This window comes from Tenacibaculum sp. Bg11-29 (genome assembly GCF_002836595.1).
GTDB lineage: Bacteria > Bacteroidota > Bacteroidia > Flavobacteriales > Flavobacteriaceae > Polaribacter.
Window position 1 is genome coordinate 1427913 of sequence record NZ_PJBB01000003.1, and the last position, 22621, is coordinate 1450533.

Annotated in this window: 17 protein-coding genes; 11 read left to right on the forward strand and 6 right to left on the reverse strand. The window is 31.5% G+C overall.

Annotated features, from left to right (window positions below; genetic code table 11):
- Window positions 1-184 precede the first annotated feature (184 nt).
- A complete protein-coding gene (locus CXF68_RS06375) occupies window positions 185-802 on the forward strand; it encodes a glycoside hydrolase family 19 protein (protein WP_101043498.1) in 618 nt (205 codons plus the stop codon).
- A 212-nt stretch (window positions 803-1014) separates the two neighbouring features.
- On the opposite strand, the gene CXF68_RS06380 is transcribed toward CXF68_RS06375, so the two are convergent.
- The 3 genes from CXF68_RS06380 to CXF68_RS06390 all read right to left on the reverse strand — a co-directional run bounded on the left by CXF68_RS06380 (window position 1015) and on the right by CXF68_RS06390 (window position 6370).
- Window positions 1015-2442, reverse strand: a complete 1428-nt coding sequence (locus CXF68_RS06380) for a RagB/SusD family nutrient uptake outer membrane protein (RefSeq protein WP_101043499.1) — start codon at window positions 2440-2442, stop codon at window positions 1015-1017.
- A gap of 13 nt (window positions 2443-2455) precedes the next feature.
- Entirely contained in the window at window positions 2456-5623 is a 3168-nt protein-coding gene (locus tag CXF68_RS06385) for a TonB-dependent receptor (RefSeq protein WP_101043500.1), read from the reverse strand.
- Window positions 5624-5899: 276 nt separating this feature from the next.
- On the reverse strand, window positions 5900-6370 hold the full coding sequence (locus CXF68_RS06390) for an Lrp/AsnC family transcriptional regulator (RefSeq protein WP_101043501.1): 471 nt from the start codon (window positions 6368-6370) through the stop codon (window positions 5900-5902).
- 116 nt (window positions 6371-6486) lie between these two features.
- On the opposite strand from CXF68_RS06390, the gene CXF68_RS06395 reads away from it, so the two are divergent.
- The 6 genes from CXF68_RS06395 (at window position 6487) to CXF68_RS06420 (ending at window position 12663) form a co-directional block, all read left to right on the forward strand.
- Window positions 6487-7500 (forward strand): homoserine dehydrogenase, encoded by a 1014-nt coding sequence (locus CXF68_RS06395; RefSeq protein WP_101043502.1) that lies wholly within the window; start codon window positions 6487-6489, stop codon window positions 7498-7500.
- Window positions 7500-8951, forward strand: a complete 1452-nt coding sequence (locus CXF68_RS06400; RefSeq protein WP_232771618.1) for an aldehyde dehydrogenase family protein — start codon at window positions 7500-7502, stop codon at window positions 8949-8951. The genes CXF68_RS06395 and CXF68_RS06400 overlap by 1 nt, the downstream gene beginning before the upstream one ends.
- Before the next feature lie 4 nt (window positions 8952-8955).
- Complete coding sequence (locus tag CXF68_RS06405) at window positions 8956-10722, forward strand: aminotransferase class I/II-fold pyridoxal phosphate-dependent enzyme (protein ID WP_101043503.1); 1767 nt, start codon at window positions 8956-8958, stop codon at window positions 10720-10722.
- Window positions 10723-10736: 14 nt separating this feature from the next.
- Window positions 10737-11276 carry an OsmC family protein gene (locus tag CXF68_RS06410; RefSeq protein WP_101043504.1) on the forward strand — a complete coding sequence of 180 codons (540 nt, stop codon included), beginning with the start codon at window positions 10737-10739 and terminating at the stop codon, window positions 11274-11276.
- 92 nt (window positions 11277-11368) lie between these two features.
- Complete coding sequence (locus CXF68_RS06415; protein ID WP_101043505.1) at window positions 11369-11992, forward strand: DsbA family protein; 624 nt, start codon at window positions 11369-11371, stop codon at window positions 11990-11992.
- 38 nt (window positions 11993-12030) lie between these two features.
- Window positions 12031-12663, forward strand: a complete 633-nt coding sequence (locus tag CXF68_RS06420) for a MarC family protein (RefSeq protein ID WP_101043506.1) — start codon at window positions 12031-12033, stop codon at window positions 12661-12663.
- A 75-nt stretch (window positions 12664-12738) separates the two neighbouring features.
- Here the strand turns inward: CXF68_RS06420 and CXF68_RS06425 are convergent, their stop codons facing one another.
- Complete coding sequence (locus tag CXF68_RS06425; RefSeq protein ID WP_101043507.1) at window positions 12739-13674, reverse strand: ImmA/IrrE family metallo-endopeptidase; 936 nt, start codon at window positions 13672-13674, stop codon at window positions 12739-12741.
- A gap of 402 nt (window positions 13675-14076) precedes the next feature.
- Window positions 14077-15936, reverse strand: coding sequence for a peptidase M61 (locus tag CXF68_RS06430; RefSeq protein ID WP_101043508.1), 1860 nt, complete (start codon window positions 15934-15936; stop codon window positions 14077-14079).
- A 121-nt stretch (window positions 15937-16057) separates the two neighbouring features.
- Between CXF68_RS06430 and CXF68_RS06435 the strand changes: the two genes are divergently transcribed.
- Window positions 16058-18091, forward strand: coding sequence for a YgiQ family radical SAM protein (locus tag CXF68_RS06435; RefSeq protein WP_101043509.1), 2034 nt, complete (start codon window positions 16058-16060; stop codon window positions 18089-18091).
- Window positions 18092-18171: 80 nt separating this feature from the next.
- Here the strand turns inward: CXF68_RS06435 and CXF68_RS06440 are convergent, their stop codons facing one another.
- Entirely contained in the window at window positions 18172-18600 is a 429-nt protein-coding gene (locus tag CXF68_RS06440; RefSeq protein ID WP_232771619.1) for a GNAT family N-acetyltransferase, read from the reverse strand.
- Window positions 18601-18808: 208 nt separating this feature from the next.
- On the opposite strand from CXF68_RS06440, the gene CXF68_RS06445 reads away from it, so the two are divergent.
- The 3 genes from CXF68_RS06445 (at window position 18809) to CXF68_RS06455 (ending at window position 22565) form a co-directional block, all read left to right on the forward strand.
- Window positions 18809-19594 (forward strand): energy transducer TonB, encoded by a 786-nt coding sequence (locus tag CXF68_RS06445; protein ID WP_101043510.1) that lies wholly within the window; start codon window positions 18809-18811, stop codon window positions 19592-19594.
- Window positions 19595-20153: 559 nt separating this feature from the next.
- Window positions 20154-21083 carry a M12 family metallopeptidase gene (locus CXF68_RS06450; RefSeq protein ID WP_101043511.1) on the forward strand — a complete coding sequence of 310 codons (930 nt, stop codon included), beginning with the start codon at window positions 20154-20156 and terminating at the stop codon, window positions 21081-21083.
- A gap of 549 nt (window positions 21084-21632) precedes the next feature.
- Window positions 21633-22565: a M12 family metallopeptidase gene (locus CXF68_RS06455; RefSeq protein WP_101043512.1), complete on the forward strand. Its 933-nt coding sequence runs from the start codon at window positions 21633-21635 to the stop codon at window positions 22563-22565.
- Window positions 22566-22621: the final 56 nt, after the last annotated feature.

A 22621-nucleotide genomic window follows, 5' to 3' on the forward strand; every position in this document is an offset into this window, starting at 1 on the left:
CCTATTCCGTTTTAAAAGCCTTGTTTATATATTGTAAATATTTACTATTTTATAGCTGTAGGTAAAGTATAAGTGTGAATTTATATCGTTCAGAACAAAATTACGGCGTTCATGTCATTTTAATTTTTTTGTTTTTAGAAATGAATTAAATTTAAAACAGAATTAATGAACTAATTATATAAATATGTTATCAGAAGAATTAATAAAAAACCCATTAACCCCTGTTACGTCTGCTAAAAAAGAAATTTTAGAAGTTATAGATTTTTTAGAGCCTATAGCGGAAGATAACGGAATTGTTACACCGTTAGAAAAAGCACACTTTTTTGGGCAATTAGCACATGAAAGTGGTTGGTTTAGGCACTCTTCAGAAAATTTAAACTATTCTCATTATGCTTTGAGTAAGATTTTCAGAAAATATTTTCCTACAGAAGATATAGCAACTGCTTATGGAAGACAACCTGAAAAGATAGCTAATAAAGTTTATGCAAATAGAATGGGAAATGGAGAAGAATCGTCTGGAGATGGATGGAAATATCGAGGAAGGGGATTGATACAAATTACAGGAAAAGAAAATTACCATAGCTATGCTAAAGATAGGGGGGTAGATTTTGTAAATAATCCAGATTTGATTGCACAACCAAAATGGGCGGTAGATTCTGCTGTGTGGTATTGGAACAAACATAATTTGAATAAATATGCTAATATGGATGCTCTAAAAATCATTACACGAAAAATTAATGGAGGAATGAATGGTATAGAAGACCGTCAGAAATGTGTTGATATTTTTAAGAGTATTTTGTAAAGTTAGCATTACTAAAGTGGCGTTATAAAAAATGATATTTAATAGAATAAAATAATGATAATAGTAGGTATATTTAAAAAAAAATTATGATTAAACTGACTTAAGTGTTCGTTACTTTTTAGCAGCACATTATAGATGATTTATGTGTAAAACAAAAGACCATTTTATGAAAATAAAATGGTCTTCATAAATTAAATAAAGGAGATAATTTTTTATCGATTAGTGTTTATGCTAGGATCAATAAATTTATTTAACTCAATTTCAACCAATGGAATTTTTAAAAAGAATTTTTTATCATCAGGTTCTAATCCGCTCAGTATTCTGTGATTTCCTGTTCTTGTAATTCCTTTTCTATACCTTTTAGCATCAAACCACTCTACACCAAACTCTGCATACAGTTCTTTTCTTCTTTCAACTAAAATTTCATCAAGTAAAGATTGCCCTGTATTGTTAGATTTTACAGCGTTAACATCTCTGTTAGCTTGTAATGTAAATAATAAATTATGAGCGCCAGTGGTGTCTCCGTTATGATATTTAGCTTCCGCCTCAATAAGAATCATTTCTGGTGTTCTCATAAAAGGAATGTCTGCAGAGAAAGAAAAAGCAAACTTGTCGGTAACCCAATGGCGGTAGCTATCGTTTGCAGCATTGTAATGATTTCTAAATAGTTTTCTAACATCAGTATCAGAAAATAAGTTTACAAAATCGTTATTTACAAAAGTACCGTAGTAGCTTAATGCGTTGTGATCGGAAATTACGTGAGGTGCCGCTGCCCAACCTTGGTTTTGTTCTTTGGTTTGTATAGCGCCCCATATCCATTCATTACTCTCTGCAATGTCATCAAAACCATTATTATATTGGTTTGGGTGTAATACACTAGTGGGATTTCCGCCTCCGTATGCTTGTTTTGCAGCTTTTTCTGCACCAAGCCAGTTATTTGATGTTTGGTAAACACGTGCTAAAATACCGTTGGCAACATGCATGTTTATGTATGATTTGCTAATACGGTTTTCAGTTAAATTGTTTACTGCAAAAGTTAAATCTTCTATAATAAAATCATACATTTCTTGCAGGGTACTCATTCCTAAAGGTCCTGTATTAACAGAAGGTTCTTTGTATAAAGGAGGTGCAGGCAATGAGGTATCAAAAGAATAGGTGTGTTGGTATTCTAAAGTGAGTTCAAAATAAGCTAAAGCACGCATTGCTTTGGCTTGTGCAATTAACGTTTTTTTATCAGCATTAGGTACAGAAGAGTTTTCTGCACCTTCAATAAAAACATTGGCCTCATCAACCAGTATATAAAGATATTCCCAAGTAAACTTTGCTCTATTCCACGTTGGTTCTCTATAAGCATTGCCATAGTCGTATTGAAACCAGGTGGTTCTGTTAATTAAATCATTTCCTTTAACAGCACGAGCATAATATATTGAGTTTAATGCCGCAGAATCAACACTAAGTCTATAAGTTCTTAGCCATCTTACCATACCAGCTATATGGGCTTCCATACCTTCTAAAGAGGCAAAAATTACTGTTGGTGCAATTCCTGTAGGTTGAGGTTCGTCAATAAATTCTTTGTTACAACTTACCGTATTAAAAGTAAATAGCGCTATTAATGCTATTTTAATATATGTGTGTTTCATGTATTTTATGTTTTTAAAATTGTAGTTTAAGTCCAAAAGTGTATGTTTTTTGTCCTAAAGCCCGTTGGTTTGTACCTCCGCCAAAACCTTGTTCAGGATCAACACCTTTATGACTTTGATAGGTAAATAAGTTATCTCCTTGAAAGTAAATTCTTAAAGCGGATGCTCCGATTGATTTAATAGCGTCTTGTGGTAAAGAGTATCCAAAAGTCAACGCTTTTAATCGTACGTAATCATTTTTAAATAAAAAGCGATCGGAATATGAGTTAAATGAATTCGTGCTTGTTTGCAATCGTGGTACATTGGTAATATCTCCAGGTTTTTGCCATCGATCTTTAAGATCTACTGATGCAGCATACCCTTGCGATTTAAAACCATTCATTAAAGAAGCGTAGTCGTAATCATATAAATAGCTTCCGAAACTATAGTTAAGTAATATATTAAGGTCAAAATTACCCAAACGGAAATAGTTATTAAATCCTCCAGTAAATTTTGGAATAAATTCTTTACCTGTGTAATACCTTGTTGCAGCACTATAATCTGTCGTAATTTCTTTTACGCCTGTAGGTTTATTGTCGGTATCTAAAACATCTTTGTACCATTGCGCCTCACCAGTATCAAGATTTACACCAGCATATTTTCTCATGTAAAACTCAAAACGAGAACCACCTTCTTTTAAATTACTACTGTTGTCTTCATTTTCGAGTGCTAAAATTTCACTTTTAAGCGTAGAAATATTAAAGTTACTAGACCATTCGAAGTTTTTAGTAGAAATATTTTGAGTATTTAACGATAGTTCCCATCCGTAGTTTCTTAAACTTCCGTTATTCGTGGTAACCTCACTAAACCCTGTTGAAGGAGGTGAAGGAAGATCGTAAAATAATTTATTGGTTTGTTTATTAAAGTACTCAAAAGAAGTGTTTAGAAAATTGAATAATTTAAAATCAACACCAAAATTAGTAGCAACAGCCTCTTCCCATGTTATTTTAGGATCACTAGGCCAATCGTATAAAACACCAGGATTGCTACCTTCATCGTAACCTGTTAAGAAATTAGTAAGATATAAGAAATAACCGTTATCATTTGATTCATTACCTAATTGCCCATACGATGCTTTTAGTTTTAAATTATTTAATATTTTGTTTCCTTTAAGAAAAGCTTCTTCTGATACAATCCATGATCCACCGACAGAATAAAAGTTTCCTCTTCTAGCATCGGGTGCAAATCGAGAAGATTCATCGGTTCTGTAAGAACCTTCTACAAAATATTTTTCTTTGTAGTTGTAAGAAAGTCTTCCTAAATAACTCGATATTCTGTGCAATATATCACCACCACTAACTGAAGTAGGGGTAGTTGTTGCGCCTAAAGTATTGCTGTTTCCTAGTAAACCTTCACCTGTAGCACTTAGTGCACCGTATTTGTATTTGTAAGCTTCTTGTAATACTAAAACATTAATGCTATGGTCTCCTAATTTTTTGCGATATGATAAAGAGTTGTTTATTGTTGTGGTTAAATAAGTGTCTTTGGTTTGAGAAATGGCACCTCCGTTAGAAACTGACGAACCAAATTGATTGCTAGCATAGTTATAATAATCATACACGAAATATGTGTGATTAACCATTGTTTTAAACGATAAATCTGGTGTTAAATGTATTTTTACATTTGCATTAAGGTTTATATTATCTCTAATATGAGATTGGTTATTGAAATATAATTGACCAAATGCATGTTGGTTAGGCGCGTAGGGTCTTGTACCATTAACTGGTTGTAAAGGGCTAGCACCGAGATCGTATATTAAATTTCCACCAGCATCTTTTATTAATTGACCATTTTTATCACGTTGGTAAACAGGATAAATGGGAGACAAACTTAAAGCCCATGCGGTTGCACTTGTGGTAGAACCACCAGTTTGTATGGGAACATTTTGTTTCGATGTAGAGTAGGTTACACCTAAACCAGCACTAAGCCATTTGTTAGCTTGTGTATCAACATTTAAACGAGTTGTAATACGCTCAAAATTTGAAGTTTTTACTGATCCGTCTTGATTCAAATAATTACCAGATAAAAAATAAGTTGTATTCTCGTTACCGCCAGAAATAGAAAAACTATGTTCTGATCTTATTGCGGCATTATTAAAAATAACATCTCTCCAGTCGGTCTCCCAAATTTTTTTAGAACTAACTAAATTACCGTTTGCATTAACAGGTGTAGGTGTGTTTGGTCCATACGGATTGTAGCCTATAAAATCTATAAGTCCGTTTGTAGCTTTTGTTCCTGCTAGTATTGCATTGTCTCCTTCTATATATTGTTTGTCGTTTTTTATTGCTTCCCAAGTATATTTAAACTGGTCGTCTATGTTTAAAATTTCATGAGGTTTAACAGATTGGCTAGCAATACCTATTTGCGTTTTAATAGTTACTTTGGGTGCGCTGTTTCTGCGTCCTTTTTTGGTGGTAATAACTATAACACCAGCGGTAGCTCTAGAACCATAAAGAGCGGTAGAGGCGCCATCTTTTAAAACACTTATTGATGCTATTTGATCTGGACTAAAAACATTAATATTACCATTGTAAACAGCACCATCAACAACATATAATGGTGAGTTGCTACCGTTTATTGAGGCAAAACCTCTAATTCTTACTACAGGGTTTGATCCTGGTTGTCCTCCGACAGACATTATATTAACACCAGCTGTGGTTCCTTGCAAAGAACTTGTTATTGTAGTTACTTGTTGTTTTTCAAGAATTTTAGAATCTATAGAAGCAACAGAGCCAACAATTGCCTTTCTGGCTTGCTTACCGTAAGCAACAACCACAACTTCATTTAATAAACTGGCATCCTCTTGCATTGTAAGATTAATATTGTTGTTGTTGTTTACAATTATTTGTGCAGTTTTCATGCCTACATAAGAAAAGGTTAGAGTTTCTCCTATGTTGGTTTTAATCTTGTAATCTCCTTCAAAATTTGATTCGGTACCAGTTGTAGTGCCATTAATTAGAACCGATACCCCAGGTAGCGGCACATTTGTATTGTCTGTTACTTTACCTTTAACCGTTATTTTTTCTTGAGAATTTGCGTTTAAATAAAACAGCAAAAACAAAATATTAAAAGAGGTGAATAAAAGTTTTTTTAAAAAAGAATACTCAAGCTTATAATATGAGCTAAGTTTTTTTTTATCCATAATTTTTTAGTTTTTGTTAATTAATTTTTTAGTTCTTGTCCTAATATTTAAGTTATGTTTTAAACATATTTGCGTTAAATATTGTGTCTTTTTTTTAATAAAAAATAATTAACTAATGTGAAATTGATGGATATCGAAATTAATTCTAAAGAACAGAAAACACACCTGTTGTTATCGAACTATATTCGAGAAAGAGGTGTGTTTTTACTGTAAACAAATTTACAGTTAAGAAGTGGTAATGTGTAATTGCTTAATTTTTAATAGGATATAAGTATTTTACGAAATGATGTCTGTATACGATAAGTTGTGCACACACTCGCTATGATAAATCATTGATGATTCTATATGATCAATATTATGAAAACCTGCAAGCTCATCCATAATAAAAGAGCGTAAACTATCAGAATCTTTAACCGCTACGTGAATCATAAAATCGGTATCGCCAGCAAGATGATAAAAACGTATAATCCCTTTAATAGTTTTTACTTTCTTTATAAATGAATTAACTATTTCTCTTTCGTGCCTTTTTAAACGAACAGCAACTAACATTTCTATCGTAGCTCCTAGTTTTTTTAAATTTAGATCGGCATTAAAAGCTTTAAAATAACCCTCATTAGTTAGTTTTTTTAATCTTTCATGGCAGGTTGACGGCGCTATATCTAACTCAACAGCTAACTCTTTATTTGATAACCGAGCATTATTCTGTAATAATGTTAATATTCGAATATCCTTTTGATCTAACTTCATTTTTTAATGTTTTTTAGAATTATTTTCATTTATTTAAAAATAAACAAATCAATTATTCGTGGTTGGTGCAAAAATACGGAATATTGTTCAGTATTAAAATTTAAAATAAATAAATAATGAATATTGGTATTATAGGTCTTGGAACGGTAACTCAAGGGTTTATTGAAATTTTATCTGAAAAAAAGAATTGGTTACAAGAAAAATATGGAACACATATTAAACTGGTTGCAGTTAAAGATATACAGAAGGGGAATGTATATAATTCCAATGGTATAGATTTAATTGAACTTTTAAGTAAATTAAATAATAATGAAAATCTTAGTGATGGTAGTTTGTCAGAAGATACTACAGTCGCCTCTATAAATGCTATAGATTTAATTGTAGAGGCTACTTATAGTGATTACAAAACAGGTGATCCTGCTTATACTTTTATAAAAGACGCACTTTCTAACGGTAAACATGTTGTAACTACTAACAAGGGGCCGGTTGCTTTGCGTTTTACGGAGTTAAACAAAATAGCTGAAGAAAATAATGTGTCGCTTCGTTATGAAGGTACGGTGTTAAGTGGTACCCCAACATTTTCACTTATTGAAGAGTGTTTGGCAGGTGATGAAATTCTTGAAATTAGAGGAATACTTAACGGAACGAGTAATTACATTCTTTCAAAAATGTCTGAAGGAGGTTCTTTTGAAAACGCATTAAGTGTTGCGCAAGAAAAAGGATATGCAGAGGCTGACCCTACGAATGATGTAAAAGGATATGATGCTAGGGGTAAAGTAGCCATTCTTTCGCACAAAGTTTTTGGTGTTGAATTGGGCTTAGAGAATATACCTACTATTGGTATAGATGCTATTTCGAAAGAAGCATTAGATACTGCTAAAAATGACGGGAAAAATATTCGTTTAATAGGAAGTCTTAAAAAAGAGGGAAATATTATAACTGGAAAAGTACAACCGGAAGCATTGCCAACATCTGATGCGTTATCTAACATCGGTGGGGTAACAAATGCTATAGAAATTACCACAAAATATTTAGGAAAAGTAATGATTACAGGTCCTGGAGCAGGGAAGTTAGAAACGGGGTATGCTGTGTTTTCTGATGTATTAACAATATTAAAAAACAATAAGTAATGTTAATAAATTTAGTAGAAAAAGTAGTAACAAAAGGCATGCTTATAGGTGGTAATTGGGTAGAAACTACCGAAAAACTGCCTGTTTTAAATCCACATACAGGAGAAGAAGTATACGCTATTTCTTGTGCAACCGAAACACATGTTTATGATGCTTTAAAGTCAGCAGCAAAAGGAAAAATAATAGCTAGAAATTTATCTGCTTACGATAGAAGTGAAATTATCTTAAAAGTAGCTTCTCTTTTAAAAGAAAGAAAAGAAGAATTTACGCAAACGATCGTAAACGAAGGTGTTAAAACCAAAATGGAGGCAGGTAAAGAGGTTGATAGGTGTATTAATACATTAACACTTTGCGGGGAAGAGGCAAAAAGGTTAACGGGAGAAACGGTTCCTTTTAATGCTTTTGCAGGCGCTTCAGCAAAAAAAGGGCATTATGTATACGATCCTGTAGGTATTGTTACGGCAATTACGCCTTTTAACGATCCGTTAAATTTAGTTGCTCATAAACTAGGGCCCGCAGTAGCAGCAGGAAATGCTATTATTTTAAAGCCTTCTGATTTTACACCAATCTCTGGAATCAAGTTAGGGGAGCTTTTTTTAGAAGCAGGTTTGCCAAGTCACGTTCTTAATATTATAACGGGACCAATAAGTAATTTCGGAGATATTCTTGTTACAGATTCAAGAGTAAATATGGTAAGTTTTACTGGAGGTTCTAAATCTGGAGAAGCGATTGCTAAAGCTGCGGGAGTTAAGAAAATTGGAATGGAACTTGGGTCTAGTTCCCCCGTAATTATTATGAATGATGTTGATGTTAACGCTGTAGCAGAAAACTGTGTTGGTGGTATGATTTGGGCAGCAGGGCAAAACTGTGTTGGTGTAAAACGAATGTATGTACACGATGCCGTTTATGATGCTTTTAAAGAAAAAGTAGTCAGCCTTTCTAAAGCTGTAAAATTAGGAAACCCTGAAGATGAAGCTACAGACATGGGGCCGATTATTACCAATGAAGCAATCGATAAAATTGAAAGTTCAATTGCCGATTTAGAAAAAGGAGGCTATAAAGTTTTATGTGGTGGAAAACGTGTAAACAACAGTTTTGAGGCTACGATTATTGAAGGTGATTTTGATAATGTATTAAACGGAAAAGAAGAAATTTTTGGGCCAGTTGCTACAATATCTAAAATTAGTTCATTAGAAGAAGGTATTACTGCAAGTAACGATTCGCCTTACGGATTACATGCAGGAATTTTTACCAATAATATAGAAGTTGCATTTAAAGCTACAAATGAACTGCAATGTGGTGGCGTAATGGTTAATGATTCTTCTGATTATCGTATAGATATGATGCCTTTTGGAGGGGTTAAACAAAGCGGAATTGGACGTGAAGGTGTTAAATCTGCAATACGAGAAATGAGCACAACTAAAATAATTTGTTTCAATCTTAAAAATTAAAAAAATGAGTAACTTAATTAATACGAGAGTTTTATCTCCAAAAAGAAATTCTACCGTTTGTACAACGATAGAGCAGTTAGCTACTGAGCAGTTAGCGTATTTTGAAATAAATGCGAATAGTGCGTACGGAGAAACATTAAAAAAAGCAGCAATTGATATTTATACAGCACAAGCAGATATTTCTAGATTAAAAGAAATAACAAATGATACTGTTGGTAAATTAGATGCGAGTGAAAAAGTTGCCTATTTTAATGCAAAGCGTTTCATGTCTTTTCAAATTGCTAAAGTTTTAGAAACTTTACAAGGGCCATTAAAGCAAACTTACGAATCGTTAGAGCAGTCTGACGCTACTTTAACAGCAAAAGGACCAATGCCTTTGTTTAATAATATTGCAGCATTATTTTCTGCAACACCAGTAATTGCTCGTACTTCTACATACGATTATTCTTGTACAGAATGGATTGATGATGCTTTTAATGGTAAAGAATCTATTCATCATATTTATTCAAGATCATTGAATCCAACATCTATGGCTTTAGGTACACACATGGTGCATTTAGAGGCTGGTAAATATGCAGATGAATATACTGCTTGGAATTTTAATAGTGGTATGGCTGCAATTGATGCCTTATTGTGTAATGTACTTAGCTACCAAGATATCATAATTGTTTCTAGAAATATTTATGGAGGAGCTTATCAGTTGATTGAAGATTTCTTTGCTAAGAAAACAAAGATGGATATTCAGGTGGTTTGGTTTGATGGCTATGCATTAGAAGATTTTAAGCCAGTAATGGATCAAGCTAAGATAGCTTATAAAGAGCAAATAGCAAACGGCAAAAAAATACATGTATATATAGAATCTCCATGTAACCCACATGGGTATATGTTAGATGTTCCTGCAATTTGTAAGTATGCGAAACAAAACGGATCAATGGTGATGTTAGATGGTACTGTAGCAACGCCGTTTTTAATTAAACCTTTACAACAAGAAGATGAAGATTGTAGACCCGATTACTTATTTCATAGTTACACAAAAGATATTACGGGTTCTGGTAATGCAATTTCAGGTGGTATTATAGGTAAGAATAGCTTAATGTTTGTGCCAAAAGGAGAAAAAATTGATGGCGTTAATTGGGATGAATCATTGTTTTGGAATGTATACTATATTAAAGGTGCTTTCTTAAATGCAGATACTGCTTTTGAGGTTTTATCAGGAATGAAAACGATGAATTTAAGAATGACTCAAAAATGTGTAAATACATTAGTGTTGGCTAAATTCTTTAATTCAAATCCAGAAATGTCGGTAATATGCAACGCTTTAGAGAATAACCCGAACAATGCTATTATGAAAAAAGTTAGTAAATATCAGTTAGCGGCACCATTATTTACAATCGATTTTGAAAAAGCTCAAGTAAGTGATGCAGCATTTAAAAAGTTCTTTGATACGTTGGCTCCGGCTTTTGGTTTTCAGGTAAGTTTAGGACAGATAAATACCACATTATTATGTCCTGCATTTACATCGCATTCAGAATTAAATGAAGAAGCTTTATTAAAATCAGGAATTCATAAAACAACAATGAGAATATCTGTTGGTAATGAAAATCCTAAGGAATTAGCCAAGCATTTTGTGCAGTCTGTAAAATTAATGATCGACCCAGAAAAACCTGGATTCTCTGATGCATTCATGTCTATAAAAGAGATAGATACCTTATATACAGAAACGTATATGGAGGTACAAAAGCAATTGATTGATAACGGATATTTAAACTAAAAATAAATAATAGTATGATTAACGGATTAAATTTAGAAGCGCTAGGAGCTTACAAGGCAACTGTAGAACAAGATGCAAAAAACGGAATGTATAATGGTGGTATTAAAGCTACTTGGATGGGAGGCACTAAAGTAGGTGTTAAAACAAACAACCTTACTTTAGGTGATGAAACGATTCCTCATGACTTTTCATTTACTGTTGATGAACCAGCTCAATTGCTAGGGGCGCACTCAGCACCAACACCTCAAGATTACGTGTTAGGAGGATTATCAGGATGTATGATGGTAACTTTCGTAGCAATGTGTTCAATGAAGAGCATTGAATTAGAGTCTGTTACTTTAGATATTAAATCAGGATTAGACTTGCAAGGTTTTTTGGGTGTTAACGAAACATCTCCTGTAGGTTTTGATGCTATTGAGTATGCATTTACTGTAAAAGGAAATGGTACAAAAGCACAATATCAAGAAGCCGCAGATGAGGTAATTAAGTTTTCACCTAATTATGCAACGATGGCTAATAAAGTGAAGATGATAGCAACTTTAAATATTATGTAACGTATAATTATTCATAGTAGGTTACCGAGGGGCTCACATTGTGAGCCCCTTAATTACTTCAATAGCATTAATAATTATTAAATAATATAAATATGACAATTACAGTTTGGTCAGATATAAGATGTCCTTTTTGTTACATCGCAAAGAGAAAGTTAGAAAAAGCAATTTCACAGTTTAAACATAAAGAAGAGGTTGTGGTGGAATGGAAAAGTTTTGAGTTAGATCCTAGATTAGAAACGAATACCAAAATAAATACAATAGATTATTATGTGAGTAAAGGGGCTGGTAGGCAGCAAATGACAGATTTGTTTTCTAATGCAACAAGAATGGCTAAAGAAGTAGGGATCACTTTTAATTTAAACGAGATTATAGTAGCTAATTCTTTTAAAGCACACAAATTAGTGCATGTTGCTAAAACAATTAATAAGCAAAACGAAGCAAAAGAATTATTGTTGAAAGCTTATTTTACTGATGGTGAGAATATTGATGATGCTAATGTTTTATTAAAAATAGGAGAAGATTTAGGTTTTTCAAAAGAAGATTTGGAAGATAAATTGAAAGATAAGAGTTTAGAAGTTCGTATACGTGAAGATCAGGAATTAGCAAAAGAAGTTGGGGTTTCTGGTGTTCCTTTTTTTGTGTTTAACAACAAGCAAGCACTTTCTGGAGCTCAATCTGAAGAAACTTTTTTAGAAATGATTAAGAAAACATATTAAGGGTAAAGATTTGTTAATAACATAAAAATTAAAAAAGAATGGCAGATTTTATAGCTTTTGGAATATTAAGTTTCACTTCCTTTTTTACATTAATAAACCCTTTTGGAACGATGCCAATTTTTATGACAATGACAGCTGAATTGGACAGTTGTCATAGAACGAAAACAGCTAAAAAAGCTTCAATTGTTTCATTTATTACCATTGTTATTTTTGCTTATTCAGGTCAGTTATTATTTAACTTTTTTGGTATTTCAGTACATAGCTTTAGAATCGTTGGTGGTGTTATTTTTTTCTTAATGGGAATGGATATGTTGCAAGCACGATTAGGTAAAGTGAAAGTGAATAGTGCTGAGGTTAAAACGTATGTAGATGATATTTCAATAACACCACTTGCAATACCTATGATTTGTGGGCCAGGAGCATTAACAAACGCAATTGTTATGATGGAAGATGCAGATTCAATTGAAAAAAAAATCACATTAATTATAGCCGTTTTTTTAGTGATGCTTTTAACGTATTTGATTCTTTATAGTTCATCAAAAATAATTAAAGTACTAGGGCAAACAGGTATTAATGTTATGATGCGTTTAATGGGGTTAATTGTTATGGTTATTGCAGTTGAATTCTTTTTTGCAGGGCTAAAGCCAATAATACTCGATATTTTAAAATAAGATATAAGTACCTTTTCAAATAAAAAAAGCTACCAATTTAGGTAGCTTTTTCTTAATAGAATTCATTTATAGTTGCTATTGGTTAACAACCTTCTTTAAATTAAATTTAGCAAATTGTTTTTTTGAAACTTTACCGTTTTTAATATCTAAAATTTCATTAAAATTATGCATCATAAATTCAAGAAATTCAGCTTCTTTACTAGAAAGATCTTTATATAATTCTTTAGCCTTGCTACTTTTACTAGTTCTGTAATAACCAGAGCCATCATACCAATATTTACCTTGACCAATGTAGCTCCAATAACGAACTAATAATTTGTATACTTTATCCCAACCTAAAAAACCTTTAGTATTGGCATAAAAACCAGTGTAGTATCCTAATTTAGCCGCGGCTTGTCTTTCTGTAGAAGAACCATGGGAAATTCCATTACCAATAGCGCCAAAATTTCTGAAAGAGATTGAAGCTTCTTGCCAAGTAATATTTTGCCCGGTATTACTAGCTAGCCAGTAACCAGCGAAAAAATCAGCCCCAATTTCTTGGTTTTTACCACTAGACCAATACCAATTGTTATCATATTGTAATATGTGACCAAACTCGTGTGCAATAATTGATTTAGCGGCATAAGCATCGTAGTTTGATAACATACTATTCCACCAAGTTTCTCCAATAAAAACTCGATTAGGGTTAGAATATGCGAGCATGTTATTAGTATTTGCACCTCTCCAATTATAAACAGTAGGATTTACACCAAAAAACCATTTTAGATTAGGAATAGCCCATTCTATGTAGCTCTGTCCGTATTGCATTTTGTATGTTTTGTAGCCTCCATAATAACCTGTGTTAAATGGAGTAGCCGAAGCAGCACCTATTAGGTTTTCTTCTTTTAAATGTGTTGTTGATATTAAATTTTGTGTTTCTGATGGAATCGTTTCTTCATTTTTTTGACAAGAATACATTGTTAATACTAATGTAGTAAATGCAATTGAAGTTTTAATTATGTTAAGTTTCATTATAATTAATAGTTTTTGTTAGTAATATTATAATAAGAACTCCTATTCTTATTATTTCAATTTTTCGGTGATCAAACGAAAAACTATTTTCTTTATATTCATAGAAATAAAGTTAACTATAGGGTAAAACTATGTAAAAAGACATGTTAACATTTTGTTAAGTTTCATTTTTTTATAGTAAAACGAAAATAATTCGGATAAAAGTGTTTTTTTAATAGTTTAAACTATTATTATTCGGGGTGTTAGCGTTGTTTTTTGTAGTTAAGTAGGGAGTTGTTATTATTTACTTACTAAAATGTTTCTAGTTAAAAAACAAGCAGTTTAATTTGATGTATACTTAAAGGTAAAACAAAAAAAGGCAACCAAACTGGTTGCCTTTTTTTGTTTTTATAAAAAATTTGGTTAATTTTTTAACCAAGCATTTCTTAAGATTACTTTAGGGTTGGTTGCAGGTAATTTTTCTATTACTAAACCAGTACTTTCACTAGTTGGTTGTACATAGTTTCCTGATGCTTGTATTAACTTGCCGTCTCTAGTAACCTCTATTGTTATTTTGTCACCAGCTTTCCATTGCATTGTTTTTCCTATAATAGGGCGAATGTTAGCTAAAGATATTTTTTCACCATTTACAGACTCTAAAATATCACCTGCTATAATTCCTAAAGCTGTTAAAGCTGAATTAGTTTTTATAGTAAAGAATATCTTTTTATCACTATTTACAGATATAAAAGGTTGTCCTTTAGCATCAATAAAATAAGCTGATTTTTCAGTTTTTGTTTCGCTCTTTACCCCAACTTTGTTAAAAAAAGAAGTGTAGTTAATTGGTGTAGCTCCTTGTACATGAGTTTTAAAGAATTCACCAACCGAAGGGTAAGTCATTTTTACAATTTCAGCAATAATATTCTCATCTTTAAAAGCGCTGTTTTTTCCGTATTTTTTAGATAAATCTAACATCATATTTCTTACACCGTAAGTACCTTTACTTTCTTCTCTTAAAATAATATCTAAACACATACCTATTAATGCTCCTTTCTGATAAACATTACCATAGTTTTTAGCATATTCAGGATCTAATATGTTTTTACTCATTTTAGTAAAAGACATCGCATCGTTAAAACGTAATGAAGATCCAATTTTAGTATTCATTTCACTAACAAATTCATCTTCAGAGATTAATCCTTGATTTACCTGAAAGAGATTAGCAAAATATTCAGTCATTCCTTCATACATCCATAAATGTTCAGACATGTTTGCTTTGTTAAAATCAAACGAGTGAATTTCTTCTGAGTGTACAGATAATGGCGAAACTATATGAAAAAACTCATGAGATATCGTTCCGTTAATCATATTACTAGCAAACTGTTCTTTGCTCATTGTTTCAGGATACACAACAGTCGTAGACGATCTGTGCTCTAAAGCTCCATAACCTTGAAATTTATAGATTTCAGGATCAAATAAATAAACCAAAACGTTGTATTCGTTTGTAGTCTCAAAACCTTTTAAGAAATTCGTTTGAGCAGTCATCATTGTTTTTAAAGCCTCCTTTAAATCTGCTGCTTTATGCTTGTTGTTTGGAGAATAGATTGCTAAATTAACATCAATTCCGTTTACAGTGAAATTAACATTATTCAATGGCGCATACATAATTGGGTTGTCAGAAATTTCATCATACCTAGGCGCTAAGAATATATCTTTACTATTATCCGTTTTTGTAGTGTTCTTATTAATTAAAGAAGAAGTTTCATATAAGTTGGTAGGGTGCGTTATAGAAATTTCATAAGGCAATTCTTTTTTACCATTAAAGTAACCAATAAAACCAGGTAAGTTTAATAAGAAGTTTTTACCTTCTTCAATATTTGTACCTGCCATTACATAAATTTTATGCTCTTTCTTAGAATCGAAAGTATCATCAATCCAATAAGAAATTTTATCCATACTCTTTGCATTGTTAATTTGCCAAGAGTTTTCGTTTAACTTTTTAGTAGCTAATTCTTTACCTTTATAATCAAAAGCTTTAAAGTCAGAAACAAATTTTCCGTAATTACTCATTGCATACGTTCCTGGTACAATTGCAGGAATATTGTATACTAAGGTCTCTTCTTTAATTTTTTGTGGATTAACCTCAACCATTACTTTGTCGTTAACAACAGTATTTAGGTTGATTTCTACTGCTACAGTTTGTTTGGTGTTCTTAACTGTTTTGTAAGTAGCACAGCTTGCTAATAAAGCTAAAGAAGCAATTCCTAATAATATTTTTCTCATGATTAGTTTTGATTTGTTACATAGGTATTAATTATTGACGAAATGTTACACTTTTTGTTACTTATTTAACACCATTTTAAGAACCGTAATATCAACTAAAACGTTGTACCTTTGCAGCGGCATGAGAATAAGACGAGTTTCAGATTGGTTACCGACTACAAATAAGGAGGTTAAGTTAAGAGGATGGGAAGAATTAGATGTAATTCTTTTTAGTGGAGATGCATATGTAGATCACCCATCATTTGGTCCTGCAGTAATAGGGCGTATACTAGAAAGTTATGGGTTGCGTATCGCAATTGTACCACAACCTAGTGTAAATGATAATTTACAAGATTTCGAGAAGTTAGGGAAACCACGTTTGTTTTTTGGAGTTACTGGCGGGTGTATGGATCCTATGGTGAGTAATTACACGGCTAGTAAACGTCGTCGTGATAAAGACGCATACACACCAAATGGTGATAAAGGGTTTAGACCTGATTATGCGACATCAGTATATTCAAAAATATTAAAAGAAAAATTTCCTGATACACCAATTTTAATTGGAGGTATAGAAGCTTCGTTACGTCGTGTTACACATTACGATTATTGGTCTGACAAATTATTACCATCGATTTTAGAAACATCTAAAGCAGATATGTTGGTGTACGGAATGGGAGAGCAGCCTTTACGAGAAATTGTAGAGTTGTTACAAAAAGGAGTTCCGTTTTCGAGTTTAAAAACGATTAAACAAACAGCTGTTTTTGTTGAGGAAGGAGAGGATATTCCTAAAAATAAAAATTGGGAAGACATAGAAATCAATTCTCATGAAGCTTGTTTAAAGGATAAAAAAACATTTGCGTCTAACTTTAAAGTAATAGAGCAAGAATCAAACAAGTTAAATGCGCGACGTATTTTTCAGCAAGTAGGAGATAAGCGATTGATGATAAATCCTCCATATCCTACAATGACTGAAAAGGAAATAGACGGATCTTTCGATTTACCTTTTACACGTTTGCCGCATCCTAAATATCATAAGCGAGGACCAATTCCTGCTTTTGAAATGATAAAATTTTCTATTAACATTCACCGTGGATGTTTTGGAGGCTGTAGTTTTTGTACAATTTCTGCACACCAAGGAAAATTTATAGCAAGTCGTAGTAAAGAATCTGTTTTAAGAGAGGTAGATAAGGTTGCTGAGATGGATGATTTTAAAGGATATTTATCTGATATTGGTGGGCCATCTGCGAATATGTATAAGATGAAAGGTAAAATACAATCTATTTGTGATAAATGTGTTGCTCCGTCTTGTATTTCACCTGTAATTTGTAGTAATTTAGATACTTCACATAAGCCATTAACAGAATTATATCAAGCAGTTGATAAGCATCCGAAAATAAAGAAATCGTTTATTGGAAGTGGAATTCGACATGATATGTTGGTGCCAGAGTTTAATAAAAATGCAGATCCGAAAGAATTAGATGCCTATACCGAAGAGGTAATGACAAATCACATTTCTGGACGATTAAAAGTAGCGCCAGAACATACTTCTGATCCTGTTTTAAAGTTAATGCGTAAGCCGTCATTTAAATATTTTCACATGTTTAAAGAACGATTTGACCGTATTAATATAAAGAAAAAATTAAAGCTTCAACTAATACCTTATTTTATCTCTAATCACCCAGCGTGTGAAAAAGAGGATATGGCAAATTTAGCAGCCGAAACAAAAGAAATGGGTTTTCAGTTAGAGCAAGTACAGGGATTTACGCCAACACCAATGACAGTTGCTACGGTAATTTATTATAGTGGATATCATCCATATACTTTAAAGCCAACTAAAACACCTAAGACAGCTAAAGAAAAAGAAGATCAACACAAGTTTTTCTTTTGGTATAAAAAAGAGAACAAAGATTGGATTCGTAACACGCTTAATAAAGTAGGAAGACAAGATTTATTAAAAGTTTTGTTACCTGAAAACAATTCTTGGAAAAAGAATAATGCTGCAAAAGATGCTAAAAATACTTTTGATGATGCTGTTCCTTTTAATCAACGTAAAAGTAAAAATTATAGAGCTTCTAAAGCTGACATAAAAGAAGGGCAGAATAATAACGGTTCTAAAACTGAGGAAAGAGAAAGTAAAAAATATAGCGCTCCTAAAAATAAAAGAAGAAGAAGGTAATTTATAAAGATATTTTAATCGAAACTTACTAGTTTTGAGAACTGCTAAGTTTCGATTAAATACAATGCATTATTTTTATATTAGTTATAAGTAAATACTCTTTCCATTATAACATAATCAATTCCACCTTTTGTAAACTTTTTATCTGTAGTTTGTAAGTCGAATCTCTCATAGAATTTTGCTTTTTCTACCCGAGCATTACACCATAGTTTTGCAGTTTTTTCTTTTTTTATTAAGTCAATTACTTTGTTCAATAATATTGTTCCGTACCCAAAACCTTGGTATTCTATTAATGTTGCAAATTTTCTGAATTGAGCTTCATTATTTTCTGTAAATAAAGAAACTATTGATGTTATTTCTTCATTTACAAACAAACCAAAATGTTTTCCGTTTGCGTCATTTGGTAATTCAACATATTCCAGAGGTTTATTTGGCCACATAACTTTGTGTCGAATAGGTAAAGTTTCAGAAGCGTTAATTTCTTTAAATGTTTGAGTTGTATTTTTCACTTAGTGAAGTGTTTTTGGTTTTATGCTAATTTAAAATATTGAATAAGAAACTAGTCTTTAAATTAGATTTTTTAATGATTTTAAAACTGTTTTTTAGAGTTCACATTTCTTTCACACTTCTTTTACACTTTTTTTACATTTCATTTTTAGTGAGTTACAGCTTACCTAGTATCTTTATAGTATCTAACAAATATTAAATCATTTACTTATGAAAAGATTAGCGGTTATAGGAATTTTAGTAATTATAGGAAGTTTTACAGCTTTTAGTTTTATAGATAAAAGTGAAATAAAAAAAGAATGTTTAGCTATTACAAATTCTAGTAGCAAGAGTATAGACCTAAATATTAATGATACACCCAAAGTAACACTTAATTATTTTGTAAGAGGAGCAAGTAATAGAACGATAACAAAAAGTAAATTAAGTAAAGCTAAAACCTTAGAAGACATTGTAGCACATTTTCCTTCTAATTGGATAGGGGAGTATGTTTTAGTAGAAATATATAGAATAACAAAGAACAGCGAAATTAAAATTTTAGGTAAAGATATTACTTTAAATAAAAAACAAATAACGCTCTTTAAAAATGCAAATACTGGTGATGATATACTCGTTAGAGTTGTGTATAAAAGCAAAAATTCATTAACAAATAGTACGAATACGAATGAAACAAATATACTGTTAACAGTTGTTCCTGAAGTTGCAGCAAGCTTTATTGATGATAATAACACATTAAAAGAATATCTAGTTGAAAATAGTAGCCAAGAAATAATAAACTGGCAATTTAAACCAATGCAAAATGCTACGGCATACTTTATAGTAAATGAAGAAGGTAAGGTTACCGATGTAAATATTACAAAATCTACAGGTATTAAATCAGTAGATGCTTCAATAAAAGAATTACTATATAAGATGCCTAGATGGTCACCTGCAAAAAACACAGAAGGAGAAACAGTTAACCAACAATTTGAATTAGTTATTGGTGGCGATGGTTGTTAGTTTATCGTTTTGTGGAAGGTTAGTTGCTATTCTACTATGCCTGAATTTTTTAAGTGGAAGTCAGTTTTAATTATTTATACCCAACAGTAATTAAGTTAGTCAGTAAGAAATCAAAATCAAAAAAAAAATAATAGTAGTTGCATGCAAAATATTGAAATTACTAGTACAATTCTATATTGATAATTCTAATAAGTGTACAAATCAATGAGTTAAAAATAATTATTGAGGTAATTTTTTCATAAAACATGAAAGTTTTAAAAAATAATTACCCTTTACAAAATAATCAATTTGACATGTCGTTAAGTCTGAGTTGTAAGTAATATTTGTTTATATACTTTAATGAAAGCTAGCTGTAATAAGGGGGTAATGTTGTTAATGCTAATTATTAATATTTTTATTAAGAATAATTATATTTTTCTTTTTTTATGTAAATGCTATTTTTTTGGTTAAATAAATACATATGTATGTTAATAATTGTTAAAAAAAAATGAAATTAATACAATAAAGGTGTGTCGCTGGTGTTCTCTTCTTAATTATAAACTAAAATATATAATCAATTATGAAAAAATTAAATTTAACTAAACTAGTTTTAGCAACAGCAGTTTCGCTTTTACTCTACAACTGTGAAAGTAATTCTGAAGAAGTTGTAGAAGTTGAACCTGTTGCAGCTGCAGAAGTAGCTTCTATGTGTTTCTCTGATATCAAGAACGCTGAAGGAAATAAATCAAGAGCTGTAAGTCTTCCATCAACGCATTGGGTTAACGGTCAAACGATTCGAGTGAAATTTTTAAGTGGAACTACTAGGTTCCAAGCTAAGGTGAAAGAATACGCATCAGAATGGGAAAAATATGCAAATATTAAATTTAAATGGGTATCATCAAATAGTCCTGCAGATATTAAGATTCATATTAGAGGGGATAAACATTGGTCTAATTTTGGGACTGATTCTAAGCGTTCTCAACATTCTATGAATTTAGGGTATCAAGATAATGGCGGATCTATTCCTTATAGCTTTAAACGTACTGTAATTCATGAATTCGGACATGCGCTTGGTTTAGATCATGAACATAAAAACCCTCTTGCAGGAATTAAGTGGAATAAACCACAAGTGTATAAGGATTATGCAGCTTGGTATAAATGGACTAAAGCAATGGTAGATTTTAATGTATTTGAACAGCTTAACAAAAATTCATCTAAATATAGTGAATATGATCCAAAATCAATAATGCATTATACTGTAAACTCAAGACATACTCTTGATGGTTTTTCTGTAGGAAATAATACCAAGTTATCTGCAATTGATAAAAAATTTATTTCTGAAGTATACCCTAGAGGAGCTAGTAATACAAGTGGAGGTAATATTTGTAAGGGAGTTGCTAACTATAATGGTAGTACTTCTTATTCTGTAGGAGACAAAGTAATCCATAAAGGATATGTCTTCAAAAGAACACTTAATGATTGGACTAATCTTGGGGCTTGTGCTAATTAATAGCAGACCTAATTTTTAGATAAAAAAATATTTTTCAAAAAAATGCTTCGGTTTTATTTCCGGAGTATTTTTTATTTCCCACTTATGTATACTACGATAGTCTTTTATTTTTATGGCAGAGGAATTAAATATAAGCTGTTTAAAGAACTTCTAAAAGTTAGAATAGCCATTACCATATCTTGTCAGTGAAATACCAACGCTACCAATATTACTTTTCTTTATTTTGAAGATGTTTAAAATAATAAGTATCAATTTTTAAAGAGAATAATAGGGTTTTATGTGAGCAATTTAAGCTGTCGTTAAGTGTGTCTCATAAGTGAAAATTGGTTTATATTATTTAATAAAAGGCAGTCTAAATAGAGGGTGTTGCTTATTTTTAATGTTTTATAAAAATAATTAGAATTTTATTTTTTTTATTGAAATGTTAATTTTTTAGTTAATAAAATAAATACAAGTGTTAATAAATGTTAAAAAAAAACGATATCAATACAATAAAAATGTATAGTTGGTGTTCTCTTATCAATTATAAACTAAAATATATAATCAATTATGAAAAAATTAAATTTAACTAAACTAGTTTTAGCAACAGCAGTTTCGCTTTTACTCTATAACTGTGAAAGTAATTCTGAAGAAGTTGTAGAAGTTGAACCTGTTGCAGCAGCAGAAGTAGCTTCTATGTGTTTCTCTGATATTATGAATGCAGAAGGAGATAAAGCAAGAGGTGTAAGTACTCCATCAAAGCATTGGGTAAACGGTCAAACGATTCGAGTAAAATTTTTAGGCGGAAGTACTAGGTTTCAAGCTAAGGTGAAAGAATACGCATCAGAATGGGAAAAATATGCAAACATTAAATTTCAATGGGTGTCACCAAATAGTCCTGCGGATGTTAAGGTTTATATTGGCGGAGATAGACATTGGTCTGCTTTAGGAACTGATTCTAAGGCGCGTAACCATTCTATGAATTTAGGCTATCATGATAATGGAGGCCCTATTCCTTATGGGTTAAGAGGTACTACAATTCATGAATTTGGGCATGCACTTGGTTTAAGTCATGAGCATCAAAACCCTCTTGCAGGAATTAAATGGAATAAACCAGTAGTGTATGAAGAGTATGCAAGACCTCCAAATAACTGGAGTAAAGCAACGGTAGATTTTAATATATTTGGACAGCTTAGAAAAAATTCATCGAAATATAGTGAATATGATCCAAAATCAATAATGCACTATACTGTACTTCAAAGACATACTCTTGATAATTTTTCTGTGGGAAATAATAATGTGTTATCTGCAATTGATAAAAAATTTATTGCTGAAGTATACCCTAGAGGAGCTAATAATACAGGTGGAGGTAACATTTGTAAAGGAGTTGCTAACTATAATGGTAGTACTTCTTATTCTGTAGGAGACAAAGTAATCTTTAAAGGAAATGTCTTTGAAAGAACACGTAATGACTGGACTAATCTTGGGGCTTGTGCTAATTAATAGTAGACCTAATTTTTAGATTAAAAAATATTTTTCAAAAAATGCTCCGGTTTTAT

What these genes read in the sequence shown, in the direction of transcription:
- CXF68_RS06375 (WP_101043498.1), top strand. Translation starts at nt 185, where the DNA reads ATGTTATCAGAAGAATTAATAAAAAACCCATTAACCCCTGTTACGTCT.
- CXF68_RS06380 (WP_101043499.1), bottom strand. Translation starts at nt 2,442, where the DNA reads ATGAAACACACATATATTAAAATAGCATTAATAGCGCTATTTACTTTT.
- CXF68_RS06385 (WP_101043500.1), bottom strand. Translation starts at nt 5,623, where the DNA reads ATGGATAAAAAAAAACTTAGCTCATATTATAAGCTTGAGTATTCTTTT.
- CXF68_RS06390 (WP_101043501.1), bottom strand. Translation starts at nt 6,370, where the DNA reads ATGAAGTTAGATCAAAAGGATATTCGAATATTAACATTATTACAGAAT.
- CXF68_RS06395 (WP_101043502.1), top strand. Translation starts at nt 6,487, where the DNA reads ATGAATATTGGTATTATAGGTCTTGGAACGGTAACTCAAGGGTTTATT.
- CXF68_RS06400 (WP_232771618.1), top strand. Translation starts at nt 7,500, where the DNA reads ATGTTAATAAATTTAGTAGAAAAAGTAGTAACAAAAGGCATGCTTATA.
- CXF68_RS06405 (WP_101043503.1), top strand. Translation starts at nt 8,956, where the DNA reads ATGAGTAACTTAATTAATACGAGAGTTTTATCTCCAAAAAGAAATTCT.
- CXF68_RS06410 (WP_101043504.1), top strand. Translation starts at nt 10,737, where the DNA reads ATGATTAACGGATTAAATTTAGAAGCGCTAGGAGCTTACAAGGCAACT.
- CXF68_RS06415 (WP_101043505.1), top strand. Translation starts at nt 11,369, where the DNA reads ATGACAATTACAGTTTGGTCAGATATAAGATGTCCTTTTTGTTACATC.
- CXF68_RS06420 (WP_101043506.1), top strand. Translation starts at nt 12,031, where the DNA reads ATGGCAGATTTTATAGCTTTTGGAATATTAAGTTTCACTTCCTTTTTT.
- CXF68_RS06425 (WP_101043507.1), bottom strand. Translation starts at nt 13,674, where the DNA reads ATGAAACTTAACATAATTAAAACTTCAATTGCATTTACTACATTAGTA.
- CXF68_RS06430 (WP_101043508.1), bottom strand. Translation starts at nt 15,936, where the DNA reads ATGAGAAAAATATTATTAGGAATTGCTTCTTTAGCTTTATTAGCAAGC.
- CXF68_RS06435 (WP_101043509.1), top strand. Translation starts at nt 16,058, where the DNA reads ATGAGAATAAGACGAGTTTCAGATTGGTTACCGACTACAAATAAGGAG.
- CXF68_RS06445 (WP_101043510.1), top strand. Translation starts at nt 18,809, where the DNA reads ATGAAAAGATTAGCGGTTATAGGAATTTTAGTAATTATAGGAAGTTTT.
- CXF68_RS06450 (WP_101043511.1), top strand. Translation starts at nt 20,154, where the DNA reads ATGAAAAAATTAAATTTAACTAAACTAGTTTTAGCAACAGCAGTTTCG.
- CXF68_RS06455 (WP_101043512.1), top strand. Translation starts at nt 21,633, where the DNA reads ATGAAAAAATTAAATTTAACTAAACTAGTTTTAGCAACAGCAGTTTCG.